Genomic DNA, 22,474 nt, shown 5'->3' on the forward strand with positions numbered 1-22,474 from the left:
GCAGTACGGGCAAGACACGCAAGACAGGTAAGCAAGAAGGTTCGGCAAGCAAGGCAAGGCCAGCAAGACAAGGCAAGATCAAGGATCAGGGTAAGGATCTAGAGGAGAAGGGAAGGGTTGCACGCCATCGGATCGCCTGCCTCGGGGTGAAGTCGGCCCGGGTGGGTACCGCACTCCAATCGGATTGGATGGTGGTCTCCGGTTACGTACATGCGATCCCCGCGGGGTCCGGAGTTCGTGCGGTCGCCGTGGACACGACAAGCCGGTCTCACGACCGGTTGGTGGAAGTGAACCCACAACCCTTGGGGCCCCGGTGCCGATCGGCACCGGGGCCCCTCGTGACGCGGAGGTGCAGTGCCCGCTGAGAGAGACCAGCCGCAGATCGCGGCCGACAACTTGGACGACGACGACTACCCCGCCTACACCATGGGCAGGGCCGCGGAGATGCTCGGCACCACGCCGGGGTTCCTGCGCAGCCTGGACGAGGCGAAGCTGATCGAGCCGCAGCGCTCGCAGGGCGGCCACCGCCGCTACTCGCGCCGCCAGCTGCGGATCGCCTCCCGCGTCCGGAAGCTCGTCGACCAGGGCACCGGCTTGGAAGCCGCGTGCCGGATCGTCACCCTGGAGGACCAGCTCCGGGAAGCACACCAACTCAACGAGAAGCTCTCGCCGCCGCCCGAGCAGGACTACCCACCGCTGCGGGGCGTGTGACGCGCTCAGGCCCGGGGACGTCGGCCCGCAGGTCGGGCGACGTCCCCCTGGACGACGGTGGCTGCCGGGCCCGGGTCGACCGGACCCAGCCGAACCGGCTTCGACCCAACCGGCTTCAACCCAACCGGCTTCAACCCAACCGGCCCTGACCAAGCCCGCCTCAGCCGGGGCACGGCTCCGCCCGGCCGTCGCCGTAGACGAACTCGCAGCGGGGCACCGCGGTCGCGTCACCGATGTCCTCGATGCGCGCGATCATGAGCTTGCGCTGCGCCCCGGTCCGGGAGTCGCGGAAGCTGATCTCGCCGGTGGCGCCGTCGAACGGGCTGCGCTCGACCAGTTCCTGGGCGATCGCCGCGCGGTGGGGCAGGTACTCCCGGCCGTGCCCCGGGCGCTGCTGGTTGCGGCGCACGGCGGCGATGAACAGGCCCGCCGCGTCGTAGGAGAGACCGATGCCCTGCCCCGGCCACGGCGGGCCGGGGGTGTTCGCCAGCTCGCGCGCGTAGTCGTTGGCGGCCGGCGGGTTGGTGTCCGACACCCGGTACAGCCGGTTGTACCCGTCGCAGAACGCGACCAGCGACTGCTCGTTCCGGTTGGTCTCCGGGCGGCCCGCCTCCCGGCACGACCGGCCCGCCGCCACCACCCGCCCGCCCATGTCGACCCAGGACACCGGCAGGCCGTTCAACTCGTACTGGTCGCGGCTCTGCTGCTGCGCCACGAACCTGATCACGGAGTCGTCGCCGACCACGGTCGGCGACTCCTCCCGCCCGCACAGGCTCACCACCCGGTTGAGGAACGCGGCGAACTGGTCCTCGCGGCCCGCGTAGAACGCGATCTCCCCGCGACCGCACCGCACGTCCACCTCGTCCGGTGAGCGTTCCCAGCCCACGGGCGGTCGCTCGGCCAGGGCGGGGGCGCGCTCCCGGACCGCGGCGGTCGTCTCCTCCACCAGGGTGCCGATGTACGCGTCGTCGGCGGGCGGGTGGTAGACGGTCAGCTGCCGCGACGTGCCGTGCGCGTACTCCACCACCGCCCGCGCCTGCACCCGGTTGCCGGGCGGGAGCTGGAAGTACAGCGGCGACACCTCGTCGAGGCGCTCGCCGGTGAGCACCATCGACACCACGGCCGTGCCCAGGTGCCCCAGCAGCGCGATCGCCGTCTCGGTCTCGGGCACGGTCCGGTCCATGCCGATGACGCCGAGCACGGTCGGGTCGTCGCGCAGCAGCGGCTCCAGCAGGTCCCGCACGATCCGGGCCGCGGCCGCCATGGTGTTGCCGCCGTTGGCCACGACCACCCGCAGCAGCGGCTCGGTCTGCTCCTTGCGGTTGTGCTGCTGCTGCCGGATGAGCAGGCCCTCCAGCTCCTCCGCGACGGAGTGGTCCGTGCCGGGGTCCGCCTCGGGGTGGGTCAGGCCGGAGAAGTACACGATGCTGACCAGCGGTCGTTCGCGGTTGGCCTCGTGCAGGTCGCGCGCGATGGCGTTCTGCTCGAACACGGCCAGCTGCGCCAGCCGCAGCCGCCGGTCCGAGCCGAAGACCAGGTCGCTGTTGTCGCTGTAGCCCACGCACTGGCCGAGGCCGCCGTCCCACACCGCGACGGCGCCGGAGGACGGGCTGGGCAGGCAGTCGGCGGCCCAGCGGTGCACCGCCCAGGCGCTCGCGGCCAACACCGGCACGGCGACCAGCAGCGCCGTGACCGCCAGGGCCACGCCCCGGCGCGCCAGCCACGCGGGGGCGCGCGGCGGCAGCGAGCGGATCTTCGGCCACGCCTCGCGGTCGGCGTCGGACGGCTCGTCGGTCGGGTCGGGCAGGCGGGCGAACACGAACCGCGCCTCGCCCTCCTGCCGCTGCCGCAGCGTCGGCAGCATCCGGTACCAGCGGTCCACCACGGACTGGACGTCGCGCACCAGGGGGATGCCGCGCGGGCTCTTCCACGACGGCGGCGCGTCGCTGCGCGCCACCACCAGCAGCGGGTCCAGGTCGCCCTTCTCGTTGCGCACGTCGTTGACCAGGCGCAACAGCTCCCAGCCCTGGTCGGTGACGTTGTCGAGCACCAGCACGACGTACGCGGTGCGCCGCCACCGCCGGGGGCGCAGGCCGCGCGGCCGGTAGGCCAGGCGCAGGTCCCGCAGGAACGCGTGGACCAGCACCTTCTTGATCTGCTCCGGGTCCTCGGTGCCCCGCCGGTCGGTGGTGAGGCGTTCGGCGAAGCCCACGAACGTGGTCGAGTGCAGCGGCACCATGAACGGCTGCCGCATGAACCACCGCGGCACCCGGCCGACGATCGGCCAGCGGTGCCTCCACAGCCAGAACGGCAGCGGCCCCCCGACGACGACGAGCAGGCGCGCCCACCACGGCAGGCCGCCCTCCTCGCCCGCCATGGTGCGGGGGCGGTCCTTCTCGTACCAGGTGCGCAGCACCGCGAGGCTCGCCGCGCGCGCGTCCCGGCCGTCCGCCGGTTCGATGGTCTGCCGGGTGAGCCAGGACGCGAGCCGGTAGTGCTGGAACCGCAGCCGCCCGCCGGTGCCCTTGTTGTCCCACTCCAGCAGTTGGTGCACCTCGTCCAGCAGCGGCAGCAGTGAGCCGGTCGCGCCGGCCGGCGGCTTGCTCGCGTTCACCACGACGTGCGCGATCTTGTCGCGCTCCGGCTGGTTCAGCCGGAGCGCGAGCGCGCCGGGCACGTCGCCGGGCGCGGTGCCGATCAGCGACAGGATCGGCAGCGGCCGGTCGCCGCGGTACTCGCCCTCCTGGGGCTTGCGCCAGCTCCAGCGCGGTCGGTCGACGAGGTCGCGGATGACGTCCAGCAGGGCGTGCAGGCCCTGGAAGGGGGCTTCTTCCTCGGTTTTCTCGGCCATGCGGCGTCCGGCACTCCGTGGGGCGGAAGGTGACCCCGGCCCGTCGCCGGTATCACCCCCAGGTTCCAGTGATCACGTCGGTGAGCCCCGGGAACCGGTGGAATTCACCCGTTCGCAGGCAGGCCGGCACCGCAGAACTGCGGTGCCGCCCGGTGCTCGCCCGCCGACCGGGCGCCCGACCGGCCTCAGGAGAGCTTGAGGGTGGGCTTCGCGAGGTCCAGCCAGGCGTCGACGTCGAGGATTCGCTCGAAGGTGAGCCGGGCCGCGGGGTCCACGGCGGCGGGGTCGAGGGCGGTCGCCGCGGCGACCTTCACCGGGTCGCACACGAACAGCGCGTCGGTGCCCGGGTCGGCCAGGACGTCCCGCACCTGCCGCTGGAGCTCGGCCACGTACCGGAGGTCCTGGGTCGAGGGGTAGCCGCTCTTGCGCCGACCGGCCACCGAGTCGGGCAGCAGGTCCCGGGCCGCCGCGCGGAGCAGGCTCTTCTCGTGGCCGTCGAAGGTGTGCAGCGACCACGGGACGTTGTACAGGTACTCCACCAGGCGGTGGTCGCAGAACGGGACCCTGGTCTCGACGCCCGCGCGCATCGCGAGCCGGTCGAGGCGGTCCTCCAGGGTGCGCATGAAGCGGGTCAGGCCGAGGTAGGCGATCTCGCGCTGCTTGCGCCGCCGGGTGTCCTCGCCCTCCAGGTGCGGCACCTCGGTGAGCGCGCTGCGGTAGCTGTCCCGGCGGAACGCGGGCAGGTCGACCAGCTCGACGAACTCCCTGCTCATGTACGAGGAGGTGTTCAGCTGGGGCCAGGCCACGAACCACGGGAAGTCCTCGCCCGAGTAGACCGCCTCGGCGTGGTGCCAGAAGTGGCCCATGAAGATCTCGTCGCCCGCCTCACCGCTCAACGCCACCGTGACGTGCTCCTTGAGGGCCTTGAACAGCAGGAAGAGCGAACTGTTCATGTCACCCATGCCGTAGGGCGCGTCCCAGGCGGCGACGACCTCCCGGCGCACCTCCGGGTCGGACAGGGCGCGGTGGTCCAGCACGAGGTGCCGGTGGTCGGTGCCCAGGCGCGCCACCACGTCGGCGATGTAGGGACCGTCGGCGCTCGGCCGGATCGTGTCGGCGGTGAAGTTCTCGGCCTGGTCGGGGAAGTCCACCGAGAAGGTGCGGACGGCCTCGCCCCGGGCGCGCAGGTGCCGGTCGGCCAGGCCGGTGAGCACGCTGGAGTCCAGGCCGCCGGACAGCAGGACGCCCCGCGGCACGTCGGCGACCAGCTCGTGCGCGACGTTGTCCTCCACCATCGCGCGGACCGCGCGGACCGTGGTCTCGCGGTCGTCGTGGTGCGGCGCGGCCGTGAGCCGCCAGTAGGTGCGTTCGCGCAGGCCCGTGCGGTCGACGGTGATCACGGTGCCCGGCCGGGCGATCTTGATGCCGGACCAGACGCCCTCGTCGGTGGTCGGGAAGCCCAGCAGCAGCCTGCGGATGCCGTCGGTGTCCACGACCGGCTCCACCAGCGGGTGCGCCAGGAGCGCCTTCGGCTCGGAGCCGAACACGACGCCGTCCCGGGTCGGGAAGTAGTGCAGCGGCTTGGTTCCCATGCGGTCGCGGATGAGGACCAGGCGCTCGTCGCGGCCGTCCCACAGCCCGATCGCGCACATGCCGACCAGGTGCTCGGCGACGGCCTCGCCCCACTCCAGGTAACCACGCAGCACCACCTCGGTGTCGCTGGCCGTGCGGAACCGGTGCCCGCGCCGGCGCAGCTCGTCCCGCAGCTCGACGAAGTTGTAGGTCTCGCCGCTGTAGGTGAGGACGACCGGCCCGTCCGGCGTGTCGACCGACATCGGCTGGGTCCCGCCGGGCAGGTCGATGATCGACAGCCTGCGGTGCCCGAGCGCGGCGTGGGTCCCGGTCCAGACGCCCCAGTCGTCCGGGCCGCGCTGACGCATGGTGTGCGTCATGGTCTCGATGGTGGACCGTTCCCCGGTCAGGTCGCGGTCGAACGATATCCAGCCGGCAACTCCGCACACGGTGCGCCCCCTCCGCTCCAGGCGACCGTATCGGCACCGCGAGGCCGGTGACGAAGGGTGTAGGGGTGGTCACCGCACAAAGTAGGGGTATGTGGCCACCGGCCGGGCGTGGTGCGGTGTCCCAGGGGCGTCCGCCCGGTGGCTGTAAGTCCACAGTGGACCGAAAAATGACGGCCACCCGTTGTCGGGGCCGCGATGTGCGGCCGATCGGCGGCGCCGGGCCGGAGCGGCGGCGTGCGCGCCCGTCCCGTCACCCTGACCGGACCAGGAGGCCGTGGCATGGGTTCTTCCGAGGATGTCGCCGTCGTCGGGATGTCCTGCCGCCTGCCGGGGGCACCCGACCCGGACTCGTTCTGGCGGCTGCTGCGCGACGGCGTGGACGCGGTGACGGCGGTGCCCGTCGACCGGGTGGACGCGGGCACGGGCCGGGGCGGTTTCCTGGACCGCGTCGGGGACTTCGACCCGGCGTTCTTCGGCATCTCGCCGCGGGAGGCGGCGGCGGTGGACCCGCAGCAGCGGCTGGTGCTGGAGCTGGGCTGGGAGGCGTTCGAGGACGCGGGCATCCCGCCCGGCGGGGACGCGGGCGTGTTCATCGGCGCGATCCGCGAGGACTACGCGGACCTGCGGGACCCCGACGACATCGGCGCGCACTCCATGACGGCGCTGCAACGCGGGATGATCGCCAACCGGCTCTCCTACGCGCTGGGGCTGCGCGGCCCCAGCTTCGTGGTCGACGCGGCGCAGTCCTCCTCGCTGGTCGCCGTGCACACGGCCCGCACCAGCCTGCTGCGCGGGGAGTGCTCGATCGCCCTGGCCGGCGGCGTCACCCTCAACCTCAGCGCGACCAGCGCGCGGACCGCGGTGGAGTTCGGCGGGCTGTCCCCGGACGGCCGCTGCCACGTGTTCGACGCGCGGGCCAACGGCTACGTCCGCGGCGAGGGCGGGGCGCTGGTCGTGCTCAAGCGGCTGGCGGACGCGGTGGCCGACGGCGACCTGGTCCACTGCGTGATCCGGGGCAGCGCGGTCACCAACGACGGCGGCGGCGAGGGCCTGACCGTGCCGGAACGGGCCGCGCAGGCCGAGGTCCTGCGGCTGGCCTACCGGCGGGCCGGGGTCGACCCGGCCGACGTGCGGTACGTCGAACTGCACGGCAGCGGCACCGCGGTCGGCGACCCGGTCGAGGCCGCCGCCCTCGGCGAGGTGCTCGGCGCGGGCCGCCCCGCCGACCGGCCGCTGCTGGTGGGCTCGGTGAAGACCAACATCGGCCACCTGGAGGGCGCGGCGGGGGTGGCCGGCCTGCTCAAGACCGTGCTCAGCCTCAAGCACGGCGAGCTGCCCGCGAGCCTGCACTTCGGCACGCCGAACCCGCGGATCCCGTTGGCGGAGTTGGGAATCCGCGTCCAGGACCGCACCGGCCCGTGGCCGGGCGAGGGGCCCCGGCTGGCGGGCGTGAGCTCCTTCGGCATGGGCGGCACCAACTGCCACGTCGTGCTGGCCGGGTGGACCGGCCCCGAAGGGGCGAGCGGCACGGCCGTGGCGCCGTGGGTGCTCTCCGCCAAGACCGCCCAGGCCCTGCGGGACCAGGCGTCGCGCCTGCGGGAGCACGTCGAGGCGAACCCGGCGCTCGACCTGGCTGACGCGGCCTGGACCGCCGCCACCACCCGCCCGGCCTTCGAGCACCGCGCGGTGCTGATCGCGCCGGACCGCGACCGGCTGCGCTCGGGCCTGGCCGCGCTCGCCGCGGACCTCCCGTTCCCCGGCCTGGTGCGGGGCACCGCCCGCCGGCCGGGCGGCGTCGCCTTCGTCTTCCCCGGCCAGGGCACCCAGTGGCCCGCGATGGCCGCCGAACTGCTCGACTCGTCACCGGTCTTCGCGCACCGGATGGGCGAGTGCGCCGAGGCGCTGGCCCCGCACCTGGACTTCCCGCTGCTCGACGTGGTCCGCGGGGAGGCGCGGGGCGTCGAGGTGGTCCAGCCCGTCCTGTTCGCGGTGATGGTGTCGCTGGCCGCGCTGTGGCGGTCCCTCGGCGTCGAACCCGACGCCGTGGTGGGCCACTCCCAGGGCGAGGTCGCGGCGGCGTGCGTGGCGGGCGCGCTGTCGCTCGACGACGCGGCGAAGGTCACCGCCGTGCGCAGCAGGGCCTTCCGCGACCTGCCCGGCGAGGGCGCCATGGTCGCGGTGCCCCTGCCGGAACGGGAGCTGGCGCCCCGGCTGACCGACGGCCTGTGGATCGCCGCGGTGAACGGACCCGGCTCGACCGTGGTGTCCGGCCACGCGGCGGCGGTGCGGGAGTTCGCGGCGGCGCTCGAGGGCGAGGGCGTCCGGGTCCGGCGGGTCCGGGTCAGCACCGCCTCGCACTCACCGCTGGTGGAGCCCCTGCGCGAACCGCTCCTCGCGGCCCTGCGCGACATCACCCCGAGGGACTGCGGCACCACCTTCGTCTCCACGGTCACCGGCGCCCCGGTGACGGGCCCGGAGCTGGACGCGGCGTACTGGTACCGGAACCTGCGGCAGCGGGTCGAGTTCGAGCGGGCGATCCGGTCGCTGGTCGCCCTGGGCTGCGGGATCTTCGTCGAGTCGAGCCCGCACCCCGTGCTCACCGCGCCGGTGCAGCAGATCGCCGGGAACGCGCTGGTGGTCGACTCGCTGCGCCGGGACGAGGGCGGCCTCGACCGGGTGCTGGCCTCGGCCGCCCGGCTCCACGTGCACGGCCTGCGGCCCGCGTGGGAGCGGGTGTTCGACGGCAGGCGGGTCCGCCTGCCCACCTACCCGTTCCAGCGGCAGCGGTACTGGCTCGACGAGAAGCCCGCCGAAGCCCCGGGGATTCCTGGAGCCCCGCGGATTCCCGGAGCCCCGAGGTCCGCTGAAGCCCCGACGCCTGTCGAAGCCCCGAGCACCCCGCGCCAGGTGCCCCGCGACGTCCTGGGGTTCGTGCGGGCGCACACCGCCGCCGTGCTGGGGCACCCGACCCCGGAGGCCGTCCCGGTGGACCTGGGCTTCCGGGAGCTCGGCGTCGACTCGCACCTGGCGGTGGAGCTGCGCAACCGGCTCGTCGACGAGACCGGCGTGGCGCTGCCCGTCACCGCGCTGTTCGACCACCCCACCTGCGCCGACCTGGCCGACCACCTGACCGGCCGGCGCGCCGGGAATACGCCCGTGCTCCCGGCCACCCCGGTGGACGACGGTGATCCGGTCGTGGTGGTGGGGATGGCGTGTCGTTTCCCGGGTGGGGTGTCGTCCCCGGAGGAGCTGTGGGAGGTGGTGGCCGGGGGCCGCGACGTGATCTCGGACTTCCCGCCTGAGCGGGGCTGGGGCTCGGGTCTCGGCGGGTTCGTGGACGCGGCGGGGTTCGACGCGGAGTTCTTCGGCATCTCACCGCGCGAGGCGATCGCCATGGACCCCCAGCAGCGGTTCGTCCTGGAGTGCTCGTGGGAGGCGCTGGAGCGGGCCGGTGTCGACCCCTCGTCGGTGCGGGGGAGCCGGCTCGGCGTGTTCGTCGGGGTCATGCGGGGGAACTACCCGGACGCCGGCGACTTCGGCGTGACCGGCGGCGCGGGCAGCGTGGTGTCGGGTCGGGTGTCGTACGTGCTGGGTGCGCGTGGGCCGGCGATTTCGGTGGACACGGCGTGTTCTTCGTCGTTGGTGGCGTTGCACCTGGCGGCGGAGTCGGTGCGTCGTGGTGAGAGTTCGATGGCACTGGCCGGTGGCGTGACGGTGATGTCGTCGCCGGTGCTGTTCGAGGAGTTCGCGCGGCAGGGCGGGTTGGCGGCGGACGGGCGGTGCAAGTCGTTCGCGGGCGCGGCGGACGGGACCAGCTGGTCCGAGGGCGTCGGCGTGCTGGTCGTCGAGCGGTTGTCCGAGGCGCGTCGGGCCGGGCGTCGGGTGCTGGCGGTGGTCCGTGGTTCGGCGGTGAACCAGGACGGCGCGTCCAACGGGCTGGCCGCGCCGCACGGGCCGAGCCAGGAGGACGTGATCCGGCAGGCGCTGGCCAACGCGGGCCTGGTGGCGGCTGACGTGGACGTGGTCGACGGGCACGGCACGGGGACCCGGTTGGGTGATCCGATCGAGGCTCAGGCGGTGTTGGCGACCTATGGTCAGGGTCGGGTCGAGCCGTTGTTGTTGGGTTCGGTGAAGTCGAACATCGGCCACGCCCAGGCTGCTGCGGGTGTGGCCGGTGTGATCAAGGTGGTTTTGGCGATGCGGCACGGGGTGGTGCCGTCGTCGCTGCACGTGGACGAGCCCTCGCCGGTGGTGGACTGGGGTTCGGGCGCGGTCGAGCTGGTGCGCGAGTCGGTGCCGTGGCCGGTGGCGGATCGGCCTCGGCGGGCGGGGGTGTCCTCCTTCGGGATCAGCGGCACCAACGCCCACGTGATCGTCGAGCAGCCCTCGGTGGTGGAGGAGCCTGCCGCGCCGGCTGGTGGTGGTGTGGTGCCGTGGGTGGTGTCCGCTGCGTCGGGTGAGGCGTTGCGGGAGCAGGTTCGGCGGTTGTCGGGGTGGCCGGGGTCGGCGTTGGACATCGGCTGGTCGCTGGTCACGAGCCGGGCGAGGTTGGCGCACCGGGCGGTGCTGCTGGGAGACCGGCTGGTCGAAGGTGTCGCCGGCCCGGCGGGGAAGACGGTGTTCGTCTTCCCCGGCCAGGGTTCGCAGTGGCGCGGGATGGCGGTGGAGCTGTGGGAGTCGTCGCCGGTGTTCGCCGGGTGGATGGATCGGTGTGCGGCGGCGTTGAGTCGGTGGGTGGAGTGGGACCTGCGTGATGCTCTGCACGCCGATCAGGTGGATGTGGTCCAGCCCGCGTTGTGGGCGGTGATGGTGTCGTTGGCCGGGTTGTGGCGGTCCTTCGGCGTCGAGCCCGATGCGGTGGTGGGTCATTCTCAAGGCGAGATCGCCGCCGCCGTCGTGGCGGGCGCCCTGTCGCTCGACGACGGCGCGCGCATCGTGGCCACACGCAGCCGGGTCATCGCGCGACACCTGTCAGGCCGAGGGGCGATGGCGTCCGTGTCGCTGCCTGAAGACCAGGTGCTGGACCTGCTCGGTGGTCGGTTGTCGGTGGCGGCGGTCAACGGTCCGACCTCGGTGGTGGTGTCCGGGGACCCGGATGCGGTCGACGAGCTGTTGTCGACGGTGCCGGGCAAGCGGATCGCGGTGGACTACGCGTCGCACTCGGCGCAGGTGGAGTCGGTCCGCGAGGAACTGCTGACCGAGCTGGCCGGCATCACGCCCGAGGCACCCGCACTGCCCTTTCACTCCACAGTGGAGGGTGAGACGACCCTGGACGCCGAATATTGGTACCGGAACCTGCGTCACACGGTGCGGTTCGAGCCGGTGGTCCGGTCGTTGGGTGCTGCGGTGTACGTGGAGATGAGTCCGCACCCGGTGTTGACCGGGCACGTCGAGGACACCGTGGAAGGCGCGGTTGCCGTCGGTTCGCTGCGCCGCGACGAGGGCGGGCTGGACCGCTTCCTGACCTCGCTGGCCAAGGCGCACGTGAACGGCGTGGACGTCGACTGGACGCCACTGCTCGCCGGCGGCCGACTCGTCGACCTGCCCACCTACCCCTTCCAGCACCGGGACTACTGGCTCGACGCCAAGCGGTCCGCGCACGCGACGCACCCCCTGGTGGACACCGAGGTCGAGTTCGCGGACGGCGCGGGTTCGCTGTCGACCGGCCGGTTCTCGCTGCGCGCGCAGCCCTGGCTCGCGGACCACGTGGTGACGGGCGCGGTCCTGTTCCCCGGCACCGCCTTCCTGGAGCTGGCGGCGCACGCGGGCGGCCGGCTGGGCTGGGCCGCCGTCCGGGACCTCGTCGTGGAAGCGCCCCTCGCGCTGTCCGCGCACGACCTGGTGGACGTGCAGGTGATGGTGGGCGCGGTCGACGGTTCGGGCCACCGGCCGGTGAGCGTGCACGCCCGCTCGACGACCCACCCGCGGTGGCGCAGGCACGCGGCCGGCTCGCTGGCCGAGACCGAGGCGCCGACGACCTCCGTGCCCGTCACCTGGCCGCCGGAGGGCGCGATCCCGCTGGAGGTCCGGTACGACGTACTGGCCGAGGCCGGCTTCGAGTACGGGCCCGCGTTCCGGGGGCTGCGCTCGGCCTGGCGGCGCGGCGACGAGCTGTTCGCGGAGGTGGACCGGCGGCCCGACCTGACGGGCTTCGCACCGCACCCCGCGCTGCTCGACGCCGCCCTGCACCCGCTGCTGCTCGACGGGGGCGGCCTGCGGCTGCCCTTCGCGTGGACCGGGGTCCGCTGCGCCGCCACGGGGGCGACCACCCTGCGCGTGCGGCTGACCCCGGTGGGCCCCGACGCCTTCGCGGTGACCGTCGCGGACACCGACGGCACCCCGGTGGCCTCGGTCGAGTCGTTGGCGCTGCGACCCGTGGACACGGCCCGCCGCACCCTCTACGAGCTGGACTGGCAGCCCGCTCCGCCGCTCGGGCGACCGGTGGCGGCGACCGTGTTCGAGTGCCCGCGATCGGGTGCGGGGCCGGAGCGGGCGGTCCGCGACCTGCTCCGGCAGGTCGTCGGGGTGATCCGGGACTGGCTCGCGGCCGGGCACCCGCCCGAGGCGCGGCTGGTCCTGGTGACCCGGAACGCCACGGGCGCGGACCCCGACCTGGCGCACGCCCCGGTGTGGGGGCTGGTCCGGTCGGCGCAGGCCGAGCACCCCGACCGGTTCGTCCTCGTCGACCTGGACGAGGGCGGCGCGCTCCCGGACGGGGTGGGCGCGGACGAGCCGCAGCTCGCCGTGCGCGGGGGCGCGGTCCTGGTGCCGAGGCTGCGCCGGACCTCCGCCGAACCCGGTCCCGCGCCGACGGGCACGGTGCTGGTGACCGGCGCGACCGGCACCCTGGCCGGCCTGGTGGCCCGGCACCTGGTGACCGCCCACGGCGTCCGGCGGCTGGTGCTGGCGAGCCGCACCGCGACGGCCGAGCGGTTCACCGACCTGGTCGAGCTGGGCGCGGCGGTCGACGTGGTCGCGTGCGACCTGTCCGACCGCGCCCAGGTGGCGCGGCTGCTCGCGGACCACCCCGTCGACGCCGTCGTCCACACCGCCGGCGCCCTGGACGACGGCCTGGTGGAGTCGCTGACGCCGGAGCGGCTGGACACCGCGCTGGCCGCCAAGGCGGACGCCGCCTGGCACCTGCACGAGCTGGCGGGGGACCTGACCCACTTCGTGCTGTTCTCGTCGATGGCGGGCGTGGTCGGCACCCCGGGCCAGGGCAACTACGCCGCCGCCAACGCGTTCCTGGACGCCCTCGCGGCCCACCGGCACGCCCGTGGCCTCCCCGCCGTGTCGGTGGCCTGGGGCCTGTGGGACGAGCGCAGCGGGATGACCGGCGGTGTGGGCGAGGTGGAGCGCCGCAGGCTGGCGCGCACCGGGGTGGTCCCGCTGTCCACCGACCAGGCCCTGGACCTGTTCGACGCCGCGCTGGGCGCCGGTCGCCCCGCCGTGGCCGCCACCCGGGTCGATCCCCGCCTGCTGGGCGCCGGGCCCGCGGTGCTGCGCGGCCTGGCCGAGGGCACGACGGCCGGGCGTGACCGGGCGCTCGCGGACGTGCCCGAGCCCGAGCGGCGCCGGGTCGCGATCGACCTGGTCCGCACCCACGCGGCGGCGGTCCTCGGGTACCCGTCACCGGCGGCGGTGGCCGCCGGTCGCGCGTTCCGCGACCTCGGCTTCGACTCGCTGACGGGCGTGGAGCTGCGGAACCGGCTGGCCGCGGCCTGCGGCACGGCCCTCCCGAGCACCCTGGTCTTCGACCACCCGACGCCGGAGGCGGTCGCGGACCGGCTGCTGGAGGGCCTGTCGGGGAACGGCCGGGCGGCACCGGCGCGCTCCGGCTCCGCTCCGGCCGACGACGGTGATCCGGTCGTGGTGGTGGGGATGGCGTGTCGTTTCCCGGGTGGGGTGTCGTCCCCGGAGGAGCTGTGGGAGGTGGTGGCCGGGGGCCGCGACGTGATCTCGGACTTCCCCGAGGAGCGGGGGTGGGGGTCGGGTCTTGGTGGGTTCGTGGACGCGGCGGGGTTCGACGCGGAATTCTTCGGCATCTCGCCGCGCGAGGCCGTGGGGATGGACCCGCAGCAGCGGCTGGTGCTGGAGTGCTCGTGGGAGGCGCTGGAGCGGGCGGGCGTCGACCCCTCGTCGGTGCGGGGCAGCGGGCTCGGCGTGTTCCTCGGGGTGATGCGCGGCGACTACGCGGGACCGGACGCCTCCAGCCTGATCGGCCTCGCCGGGAGCGTGGTGTCGGGTCGGGTGTCGTACGTGCTGGGCGCTCAGGGGCCTGCGATTTCGGTGGACACGGCGTGTTCTTCGTCGTTGGTGGCGTTGCACCTGGCGGCGGAGTCGGTGCGTCGTGGTGAGAGCGAGATGGCACTGGTCGGCGGGGTGACGGTGATGTCGACCCCCGCCCTGTTCGAGGAGTTCGCGCGGCAGGGCGGGTTGGCGGCGGACGGTCGGTGCAAGTCGTTCGCCGGTGCGGCGGACGGCACCGGGTGGGGCGAGGGCGCCGGCGTGGTCGTGGTGGAGCGGTTGTCCGAGGCGCGTCGGGCCGGGCGTCGGGTGCTGGCGGTGGTCCGTGGTTCGGCGGTGAACCAGGACGGCGCGTCCAACGGGCTGACGGCCCCGCACGGGCCGAGCCAGGAGGAGGTGATCCGGCGGGCGCTGGCCAACGCCGGTCTCACGCCCGCTGAGGTGGACGTGGTCGAGGGACATGGCACGGGGACCCGGTTGGGTGATCCCATTGAGGCTCAGGCGGTGTTGGCGACCTATGGTCAGGGTCGGGTCGAGCCGTTGTTGTTGGGTTCGGTGAAGTCGAACATCGGGCACACGCAGGCTGCTGCGGGTGTGGCCGGTGTGATCAAGGTGGTGCTGGCGATGCGGCACGGGGTGGTGCCGCCGTCACTGCACGTGGACGAACCGTCGCCGGAGGTGGACTGGTCCGCCGGGCTCGTGGAGGTGGCGCGGGAGTCGGTGGCCTGGCCGGCGGCGGATCACCCGAGACGGGCGGGGGTGTCGTCGTTCGGGATCGGTGGGACGAACGCGCACGTGATTCTGGAGCAGGCTCCGGTGGTGGAGGAGTCTGCCGCGTCGGTTGGTGGTGGTGTGGTGCCGTGGGTGGTGTCCGCTGCGTCGGGGGAGGCGTTGCGGGAGCAGGTTCGGCGGTTGTCGGGGTGGCCGGGTTCGGCGTTGGACGTCGGCTGGTCGCTGGTCAACAGCCGGGCCGTGTTGGCGCACCGGGCGGTGCTGCTGGGTGATCGCTCGATCGAGGGTGTTGCCCAGCCCGTGGACAAGACGGTGTTCGTGTTCCCGGGGCAGGGTTCGCAGTGGGCCGGGATGGCGGTGGAGTTGTGGGAGTCGTCGCCGGTGTTCGCCGGGTGGATGGACCGGTGTGCGACGGCGTTGCGTCCGTGGGTGGACTGGGACTTGCGTGACGCGTTGCACGCCGATCAGGTGGATGTGGTCCAGCCCGCGTTGTGGGCGGTGATGGTGTCGTTGGCCGGGTTGTGGCGGTCGTTCGGCGTCGAGCCCGATGCGGTGGTGGGCCACTCCCAGGGCGAGATCGCGGCTGCCGTCGTGGCCGGTGTGCTCTCGCTCGACGACGGCGCGCGGATCGTCGCGGCCCGGAGCCGGGTGATCGCGGACCGGTTGTCCGGTCTGGGCGCGATGGCGTCCGTGTCGCTGTCGGAGGACCGGGTGCTGGACCTGCTCGGTGGTCGGTTGTCGGTGGCGGCGGTCAACGGCCCGACCTCGGTGGTGGTGTCCGGGGACCCGGATGCGGTCGACGAGTTGCTGTTGTCGGTGTTCGGTAAGCGGATCGCGGTGGACTACGCGTCGCACTCGGCGCAGGTGGAGTCGGTGCGGGACGAGGTCTTGACGGCCCTGGCGGGGATCACGCCGCGCGCCGCCGAGATCCCGCTCTGCTCCACGGTGCCCGGCGCCGCGACGTTCGACGCCGAATATTGGTACCGGAACCTGCGTCACACGGTGCGGTTCGAGCCGGTGGTCCGGTCGTTGGGTGCTGCGGTGTACGTGGAGATGAGTCCGCACCCGGTGTTGACCGGGCACGTCGAGGACACCGTGGAAGGCGCGGTTGCCGTCGGTTCGCTGCGCCGCGACGAGGGCGGGCTGGACCGCTTCCTGACCTCGCTGGCCAAGGCGCACGTGAACGGCGTGGACGTCGACTGGACGCCACTGCTCGCCGGCGGCCGACTCGTCGACCTGCCCACCTACCCCTTCCAGCACCGGCGCTACTGGCCCGAGGTCGAAGCGCCCACCGCGGCCGACTGGCGCTACCGGATCGCCTGGCGGCGGCTGCCCGAGGCGCGGCGAGCCCTGACCGGGCGCTGGCTCGCGGTGGTGCCCGCCGGCGGTGCGGCCCTCCCCGACCTCGGCCCGACCGTGGAGGCGGTGGCGGTGGGCGACCTCGCCGCGCGCCTGGACAGCGGCGGGATCGACGGCGTGCTGTCGTTCCTCGCGCCGCAGGACACCCTGACGGCGGTCCGGGCGCTGGACGCGGCGGAGGTCGCGGCCCCGCTGTGGCTGGTGACCTCGGGTGCCGTCGCGGCGGCCCCCGGCGATGTCGTGCGCGACCCGGGACAGGCCCAGCTGTGGGGCCTCGGGCTCACCCTCGGGCTTGAGCAGCCCGACCGCTGGGGCGGCCTCGTCGACCTGCCCGAGGTCGTCGACGGCCCGGTGCTAGACCGGCTGACCGCCGTGCTCTCCGGGGACGAGGACCAGGTGGCGGTCCGGCCGGACGGCGTCTACGCGCGGCGTCTCGCGCGCGCGCCGCGCGACCGGCCCCGGCGCACCTGGCGGCCGAGGGGGACCGTGCTGGTCACCGGGGGCACCGGCGGGCTGGGCGCGCACGTGGCCCGCTGGCTCCTCCGGCACGGCGCCGGGCGCGTGGTCCTGGTCGGCCGCCGGGGGCCCGACGCGCCCGGCGCGCCCGAGCTGGTGGCCGAACTGGGCGACCGGGTCACCGTCGCGGCCTGCGACGTGGCCGACCGCGACGCGGTGCGGGAGCTGCTGGCGTCGCTGCCCGGCCTGACGGCCGTGGTGCACGCCGCCGGGGTCGGTCGGCACGGCACCCCGGTGACCGCGATCGACGACCTCGCCGAGGTGCTGCGGGCGAAGGTCACCGGCGCGGAGAACCTGGACGCCCTGCTCGACCACGGGGCGCTCGACGCCTTCGTCCTCTTCTCGTCCGGTGCGGGCGTGTGGGGCGGAGGCGGGCAGGGCGCCTACGCGGCGGCCAACGCCCACCTGGACGCGCTCGCGCAGCGCCGCCGGGCCCTCGGCGGCAACGCCACGTCGATCGCCTGGGGCGCCTGGGCGGGCGACGGCATGGCGAGCGGCGAGGCGGGGGAGCGGTTGCGCGGGCTCGGGCTGCCCGCGATGGACCCCGGCGTGGCGGTGCGCGCCCTGCGGGAGCTGGACGAGCCCAACCTCGTCGTGGCCGACGTCGACTGGCCCACGTTCGGGCCCGCCTACGCCGTCGCGCGCGAGCGGCCGCTGCTGGCCGAGGTCTTCGCACGGGACGCCGAGCGGCCCGGGGCCCGGCGCCCGCCCGTCACCGCCGCACTGCCGCTGGTCCGCGCGCACGTGGCGGCGGTGCTGGGGATGGCCTCGGGTGACGAGGTCGACGACCGGCGCGCGTTCCGGGACCTGGGCTTCGACTCGGTCACGGCCGTCGAGCTGCGGAACCGGTTGGTCGGCGCGACCGGCCTGAGCCTGCCGACGACGGTCGTGTTCGACCACCCGAACTGCGGGGCCCTCGCCGAGCACCTGGGCGCGGACCCCGCCGAGGAGGCGGTCACGACCCGCGCCGCCGTGGACGAGCCGATCGCCATCGTGGCGATGAGCTGCCGGTTCCCCGGCGGGGTCGGCTCGCCCGAGGACCTGTGGCGGCTGGTGGCCGACGGGGTCGACGCCATCTCCGACTTCCCGACCGACCGGGGCTGGGCGGTGTCCGGCACCGGCGGGTTCCTGCACGACGCCGCCGAGTTCGACGCGGGCCTGTTCGGGATCTCGCCGCGCGAGGCGACCGCCATGGACCCGCAGCAGCGGCTGGTGCTGGAGTGCGCGTGGGAGGTCTTCGAGCGGGCGGGCCTCGACCCCGCGTCCCTGCGCGGCAGCCGGACCGGCGTGTTCGTCGGCGCGCTGGCCCAGGACTACGGTCCCCGCCTGCACCAGGCGCCCGCCGACTTCGAGGGCTACCTGGCCACCGGCAGCACCGGGAGCGTGCTCTCCGGCCGGATCGCCTACACCTTCGGGCTGGAGGGCCGGGCGGTCACCCTCGACACCGGGTGCTCCTCGGCGCTGGTGGCGCTGCACGACGCGTGCCGGGCGGTGCGCAGCGGGGAGTGCTCGATGGCGCTGGCCGCCGGGGTGACGGTGATGTCGAGCCCCGGCGCGTTCACCGAGTTCGGCCGCCTGGGCGGGATCGCGGGCGACGGCCGGTGCAAGGCGTTCGCGGACGGCGCGGACGGCACCGGGTGGGGCGAGGGCGTCGGCGTGCTGCTGGTGGAGCGGTTGTCCGAGGCGCGTCGGCACGGGCGTCGGGTGCTGGCGGTGGTCCGTGGTTCGGCGGTGAACCAGGACGGCGCGTCCAACGGGCTGACGGCGCCGAGCGGCCGGGCGCAGCGGCGGGTGATCCGGGAGGCGCTGGCCGACGCCGGTCTGGTGGCGGCTGACGTGGACGTGGTGGAGGGGCACGGCACGGGGACGCGGTTGGGTGATCCGATCGAGGCCCAGGCGGTGTTGGCGACCTATGGCCAGGACCGGGTCGAGCCGCTGCTGCTGGGTTCGGTGAAGTCGAACATCGGCCATGCCCAGGCTGCTGCGGGTGTGGCCGGTGTGATCAAGGTGGTGCTGGCGATGCGGCACGGGGTGGTGCCCGCGAGCCTGCACGTGGATGAGCCGTCCTCCCTGGTGGACTGGTCCGCCGGGCTCGTGGAGGTGGCGCGGGAGTCGGTGCCGTGGCCGGTGGCGGATCGGCCTCGGCGGGCGGGGGTGTCGTCGTTCGGGATCGGTGGGACGAACGCGCACGTGATTCTGGAGCAGGCTCCGGTGGTGGAGGAGTCTCCTGCGCGGGCCGGGGGTGGTGTGGTGCCGTGGGTGGTGTCCGCTGCGTCGGGGGAGGCGTTGCGGGAGCAGGTTCGGCGGTTGTCGGGGTGGTCGGGTTCGGCGTTGGACGTCGGCTATTCGTTGGTCAGCGGCCGGGCGAGGTTGGCGCACCGGGCGGTGTTGCTGGGTGACCGGCTGGTGCAGGGGGTCGCCCGGCCGGTGGGCAAGACGGTGTTCGTGTTCCCGGGGCAGGGTTCGCAGTGGGCCGGGATGGCGGTGGAGTTGTGGGAGTCGTCGCCGGTGTTCGCCGGGTGGATGGACCGGTGCGCGACGGCGCTGCGTCCGTGGGTGGAGTGGGACCTGCGTGACGCGTTGCACGGTGACGAGGTGGACGTGGTCCAGCCCGCCCTGTGGGCGGTGATGGTGTCGTTGGCGGGGTTGTGGCGGTCGTTCGGCGTGGAGCCGGATGCGGTGATCGGCCACTCTCAAGGGGAGATCGCGGCTGCCGTCGTAGCGGGTGCGCTCTCCCTGGAGGACGGCGCGCGGGTGGTGGTGTCGCGCAGCCGGGTGATCGCGGACCGGTTGTCCGGCTTGGGAGCGATGGCGGTGGTGTCGCTGTCGGAGGACCGGGTGGTGGACCTGGTGGACGGCCGGTTGTCGGTGGCGGCGGTGAACGGTCCCGCGTCGGTGGTGGTGTCCGGGGATGCGGACGCGGTCGACGAGTTGCTGTCGTCGGTCCAGGGCAGGCGGATCGCGGTGGACTACGCGTCGCACTCGGCACAGGTTGAGTCGGTGCGCGAGGAACTGCTCGCGGAGCTGGGCGAGATCGTGCCGGGTGCGGCCACCATCCCGTTTCACTCCACAGTGGAGGGTGAGACGACCCTGGATGCCGAATACTGGTACCGGAACCTGCGCCACACGGTGCGGTTCGAGCCGGTGGTCCGGTCGTTGGGTGCTGCGGCCTACCTGGAGATGAGCCCGCACCCCGCGTTGGTCGGGCACGTCCAGGACACCGTCGAAGGCGCGGTAGCAGTGGGCTCGTTGCGCCGCGACGAGGGCGGGCTGGACCGCTTCCTGACCTCGCTGGCGAAGGCGCACGTGAACGGCGTCGCGGTCGACTGGACGCCGCTGGTCGCCGGCGGCCGACTCGTCGACCTGCCCACCTACGCCTTCCACCGGCAGCGCTACTGGCTCGACGCCGACGACACCGGAGCGGCGCTGCGCGACCACCCGTTCATCGGCGCCGCGACCACGCTGGCGGACTCGGGCACGGCGGTGTTCACCGGCCGGATCTCGCCGGACCGGGCGCCCTGGCTGGCCGACCACGTGGTCGGGGACGCGGTGCTGCTGCCCGGCACGGCCTTCCTCGACCTCGTGCTGTGGGCCGGGGACCACCTCGGTTGCCCCGAGGTGGCGGAACTGACGCTGGAGGCCCCGCTGACCCTGCGGGACGCCGTCGCCGTGCAGCTGTCGGTCGACGTGCCCGACCGGTCCGGGCGGCGGCAGGTCCGCGTCCACTCCCGGGCGGCGGACGACGAGCCGTGGACCAGGCACGCGTCCGGCGTCCTCACCGCCCGGACCACGACCACCCGGACCACGACCACCGCGGGGGAACCCGCGCCGTGGCCGCCCGAGGGCGCCGAGCCCGTGGACGTGCCCGAGCTGTACCGGCGGCTGGAGGCGCTCGGCTACCGCTACGGGCCCGCGTTCCGGGGCGTGCGGGCGGCGTTCCGGGCCGGCGCGGACCTCTGCGCCGAGGTCTCGCTCCCCGAACCGCTCCGCCCGCTCGCGCGCCGGTTCCGCCTGCACCCGGCCCTGCTCGACGCGGCCCTGCACGTCGCGGGCGTCGACCGGGCCGAGCCCGCCCTGCCGTTCTCCTGGAGCGGGGTGTCGCTGCCGGCACCGGGGGCGACCAGCCTGCGCGTCCGGATCGCACCGCGCGGAGACGGCACCGCCTCGCTGCGGCTGTCCGATGAGGACGGTGCGGAGGTCGCCCGGGTCGACCGGCTCGCGCTGCGCGCGACCGCCGCCCGGGACCCGCTGTTCCGCGTCGACTGGGTCGAGGTCGCGCCGGGGGAACCCGAGGGGGCGCACGCGGTCGTCACCGACCTGGCCGAACTCCACGGCGAGGTGCCGGCGACCGTCTTCCTGGTGTTCGAGTGCGCCACCCGGACCGTGCGGGACGCGGTGGTCGACGTGCTGGGGGTGGTGCGGACCTGGCTGGCGGACGGCCGGTTCGCCCGGTCGCGGCTGGTGGTCGCGACCCGGGGTGATGACGTGGTCCGCGCGGCGGTCGGGGGCCTGGTGCGGTCGGCGTGCTCGGAGAACCCGGACCGGTTCGCCCTGGTCGACCTGAACGGGGCGGACCTGCCGGTGACCTCGGTCCTGGGGGTGCTGGCGGCCGGGGAGGCGGAGTGCGAGGTGCGCGGAGGAGTTGTCCGGGTGCCCCGCTTGGCGCGGTTCACCGGGGAACCAGGGGCCGCCGGCTCGGTCCCCACCGGCTCGAACGTCGCCGGCTCGGCCCCCGCTGACCCGGACCTCGCCGGTTTGGCCCCCACCGGCTGGGACCCCGCCGGCACGGTCCTGATCACCGGCGGCACCGGCGTGCTCGGCGCGGCCGTGGCCCGGCACCTCGTCACCGCCCACGGCGTTCGCAGCCTGCTCCTGGTCAGCCGCCGGGGCTCCGCACCCGACCTGGTCGCGGAGCTCGAAGCGGCCGGCGCGCTGGTCGCGGTGGCCGCCTGCGACGTGTCCGACCGGGAGGCGCTGGCCCGGGTCCTGGACCGGGTGCCGGCGGAGTTCCCGCTGCGCGGGGTGGTGCACGCGGCGGGCGTGGTGGCCGACGGGATCGTTGAGTCCCTGACCCCCGAGCTGGTCGACGCCGTCCTGGCGCCGAAGGCGGACGCCGCCCGGCACCTGCACGAGCTGACCGGGGACCTGTCGCGATTCGTGCTGTTCTCCTCCGCGGCGGGGGTGTTCGGCACCCCGGGGCAGGGCAACTACGCGGCGGCGAACTGCGCCCTGGACGCCCTGGCCCGGCGCCGCAGGGCGGCCGGCCTGCCCGCGGTGTCGCTCGCGTGGGGCCTGTGGGAGCAGCGCGGCGGGCTGACCGGCGGGCTCGGCGACACCGACGTGGCGCGGATGGCCGGGTGGGGCGTGCGGCCGCTGTCCACGGCCCGGGGGCTCGCGCTGTTCGACGCCGCCTGCGCCGCCGGCGAACCGGTGGTGGTGCCGGTCCGGCTGGACACCGGCGGCGTCGGGGAGGTGCCCGCGCTGCTGCGCGGGTTGGTGGTCGACCGGGTCCCGGTCGAGGTCGAGGCGGACCTGGTCCACCGGCTGGCCGCGCTGCCCGAGGCCGACCGCCGTCGCGTGGTGCTCGGCCTGGTGCGCGAGCACGCCGCCGCGGTGCTCGGCCACCCCGGGCCGGACACCGTCGAGGCCACCCGCGGGTTCATGGACTCGGGCTTCGACTCGCTCACCGCGGTCGAGCTGCGCAACAGGCTGGCCACCGCGACCGGGGTCCGGCTGCCCTCAACGCTGCTGTTCGACCACCCGACCCCGGTCGCGCTGGCCGACCGCCTGCACGGCGAGCTGCTGGGGGACCCCGGGCCGCGGACCCCGGCCGACGAGCTGGACCGGTGGGAGGCCCGGCTGCGGGAGCTGGCCGACGACGACGCCGCGCGCCCGGCGGTGGTGGGCCGCCTGCGGTCGCTCCTGGCGCACCTCGGCGGCGTCCCGGACGCCGCGCCGCTCGACCCCGCGCGGCTCGACTCCGCCACGGACGACGAGCTGTTCCAGCTGGTGGACAACGATCTCGGCATTTCCTGAG

General features: G+C 74.5%; 4 protein-coding genes. 2 read left to right on the forward strand and 2 right to left on the reverse strand.

Translation table 11 applies throughout. The annotated features are described in order from the left end of the window. The first annotated feature begins 354 nt into the window (after positions 1–354). Positions 355–711: a MerR family transcriptional regulator gene (locus Q5530_RS17405; RefSeq protein ID WP_415363451.1), complete on the forward strand. Its 357-nt coding sequence runs from the start codon at positions 355–357 to the stop codon at positions 709–711. Between the two features lie 160 nt (positions 712–871). On the opposite strand, the gene Q5530_RS17410 is transcribed toward Q5530_RS17405, so the two are convergent. Beyond that, positions 872–3,562, reverse strand: a complete 2,691-nt coding sequence (locus Q5530_RS17410; protein ID WP_415363453.1) for an ABC transporter substrate-binding protein — start codon at positions 3,560–3,562, stop codon at positions 872–874. Positions 3,563–3,747: 185 nt separating this feature from the next. Beyond that, positions 3,748–5,583, reverse strand: a complete 1,836-nt coding sequence (gene asnB / locus Q5530_RS17415) for an asparagine synthase (glutamine-hydrolyzing) (RefSeq protein WP_415363455.1) — start codon at positions 5,581–5,583, stop codon at positions 3,748–3,750. Between the two features lie 279 nt (positions 5,584–5,862). On the opposite strand from asnB, the gene Q5530_RS17420 reads away from it, so the two are divergent. Continuing rightward, positions 5,863–22,473, forward strand: a complete 16,611-nt coding sequence (locus Q5530_RS17420; RefSeq protein ID WP_415363456.1) for an SDR family NAD(P)-dependent oxidoreductase — start codon at positions 5,863–5,865, stop codon at positions 22,471–22,473. The last annotated feature ends 1 nt before the right edge of the window (position 22,474 follow it).

Origin of the sequence: Saccharothrix sp. BKS2 (genome assembly GCF_047689505.1) — a bacterium.
In the GTDB taxonomy this organism is placed as follows: Bacteria; Actinomycetota; Actinomycetes; order Mycobacteriales; family Pseudonocardiaceae; genus Actinosynnema; species Actinosynnema lopnurensis.

What these genes read in the sequence shown, in the direction of transcription:
- Q5530_RS17410 (WP_415363453.1), bottom strand. Translation starts at nt 3,562, where the DNA reads ATGGCCGAGAAAACCGAGGAAGAAGCCCCCTTCCAGGGCCTGCACGCC.
- Q5530_RS17420 (WP_415363456.1), top strand. Translation starts at nt 5,863, where the DNA reads ATGGGTTCTTCCGAGGATGTCGCCGTCGTCGGGATGTCCTGCCGCCTG.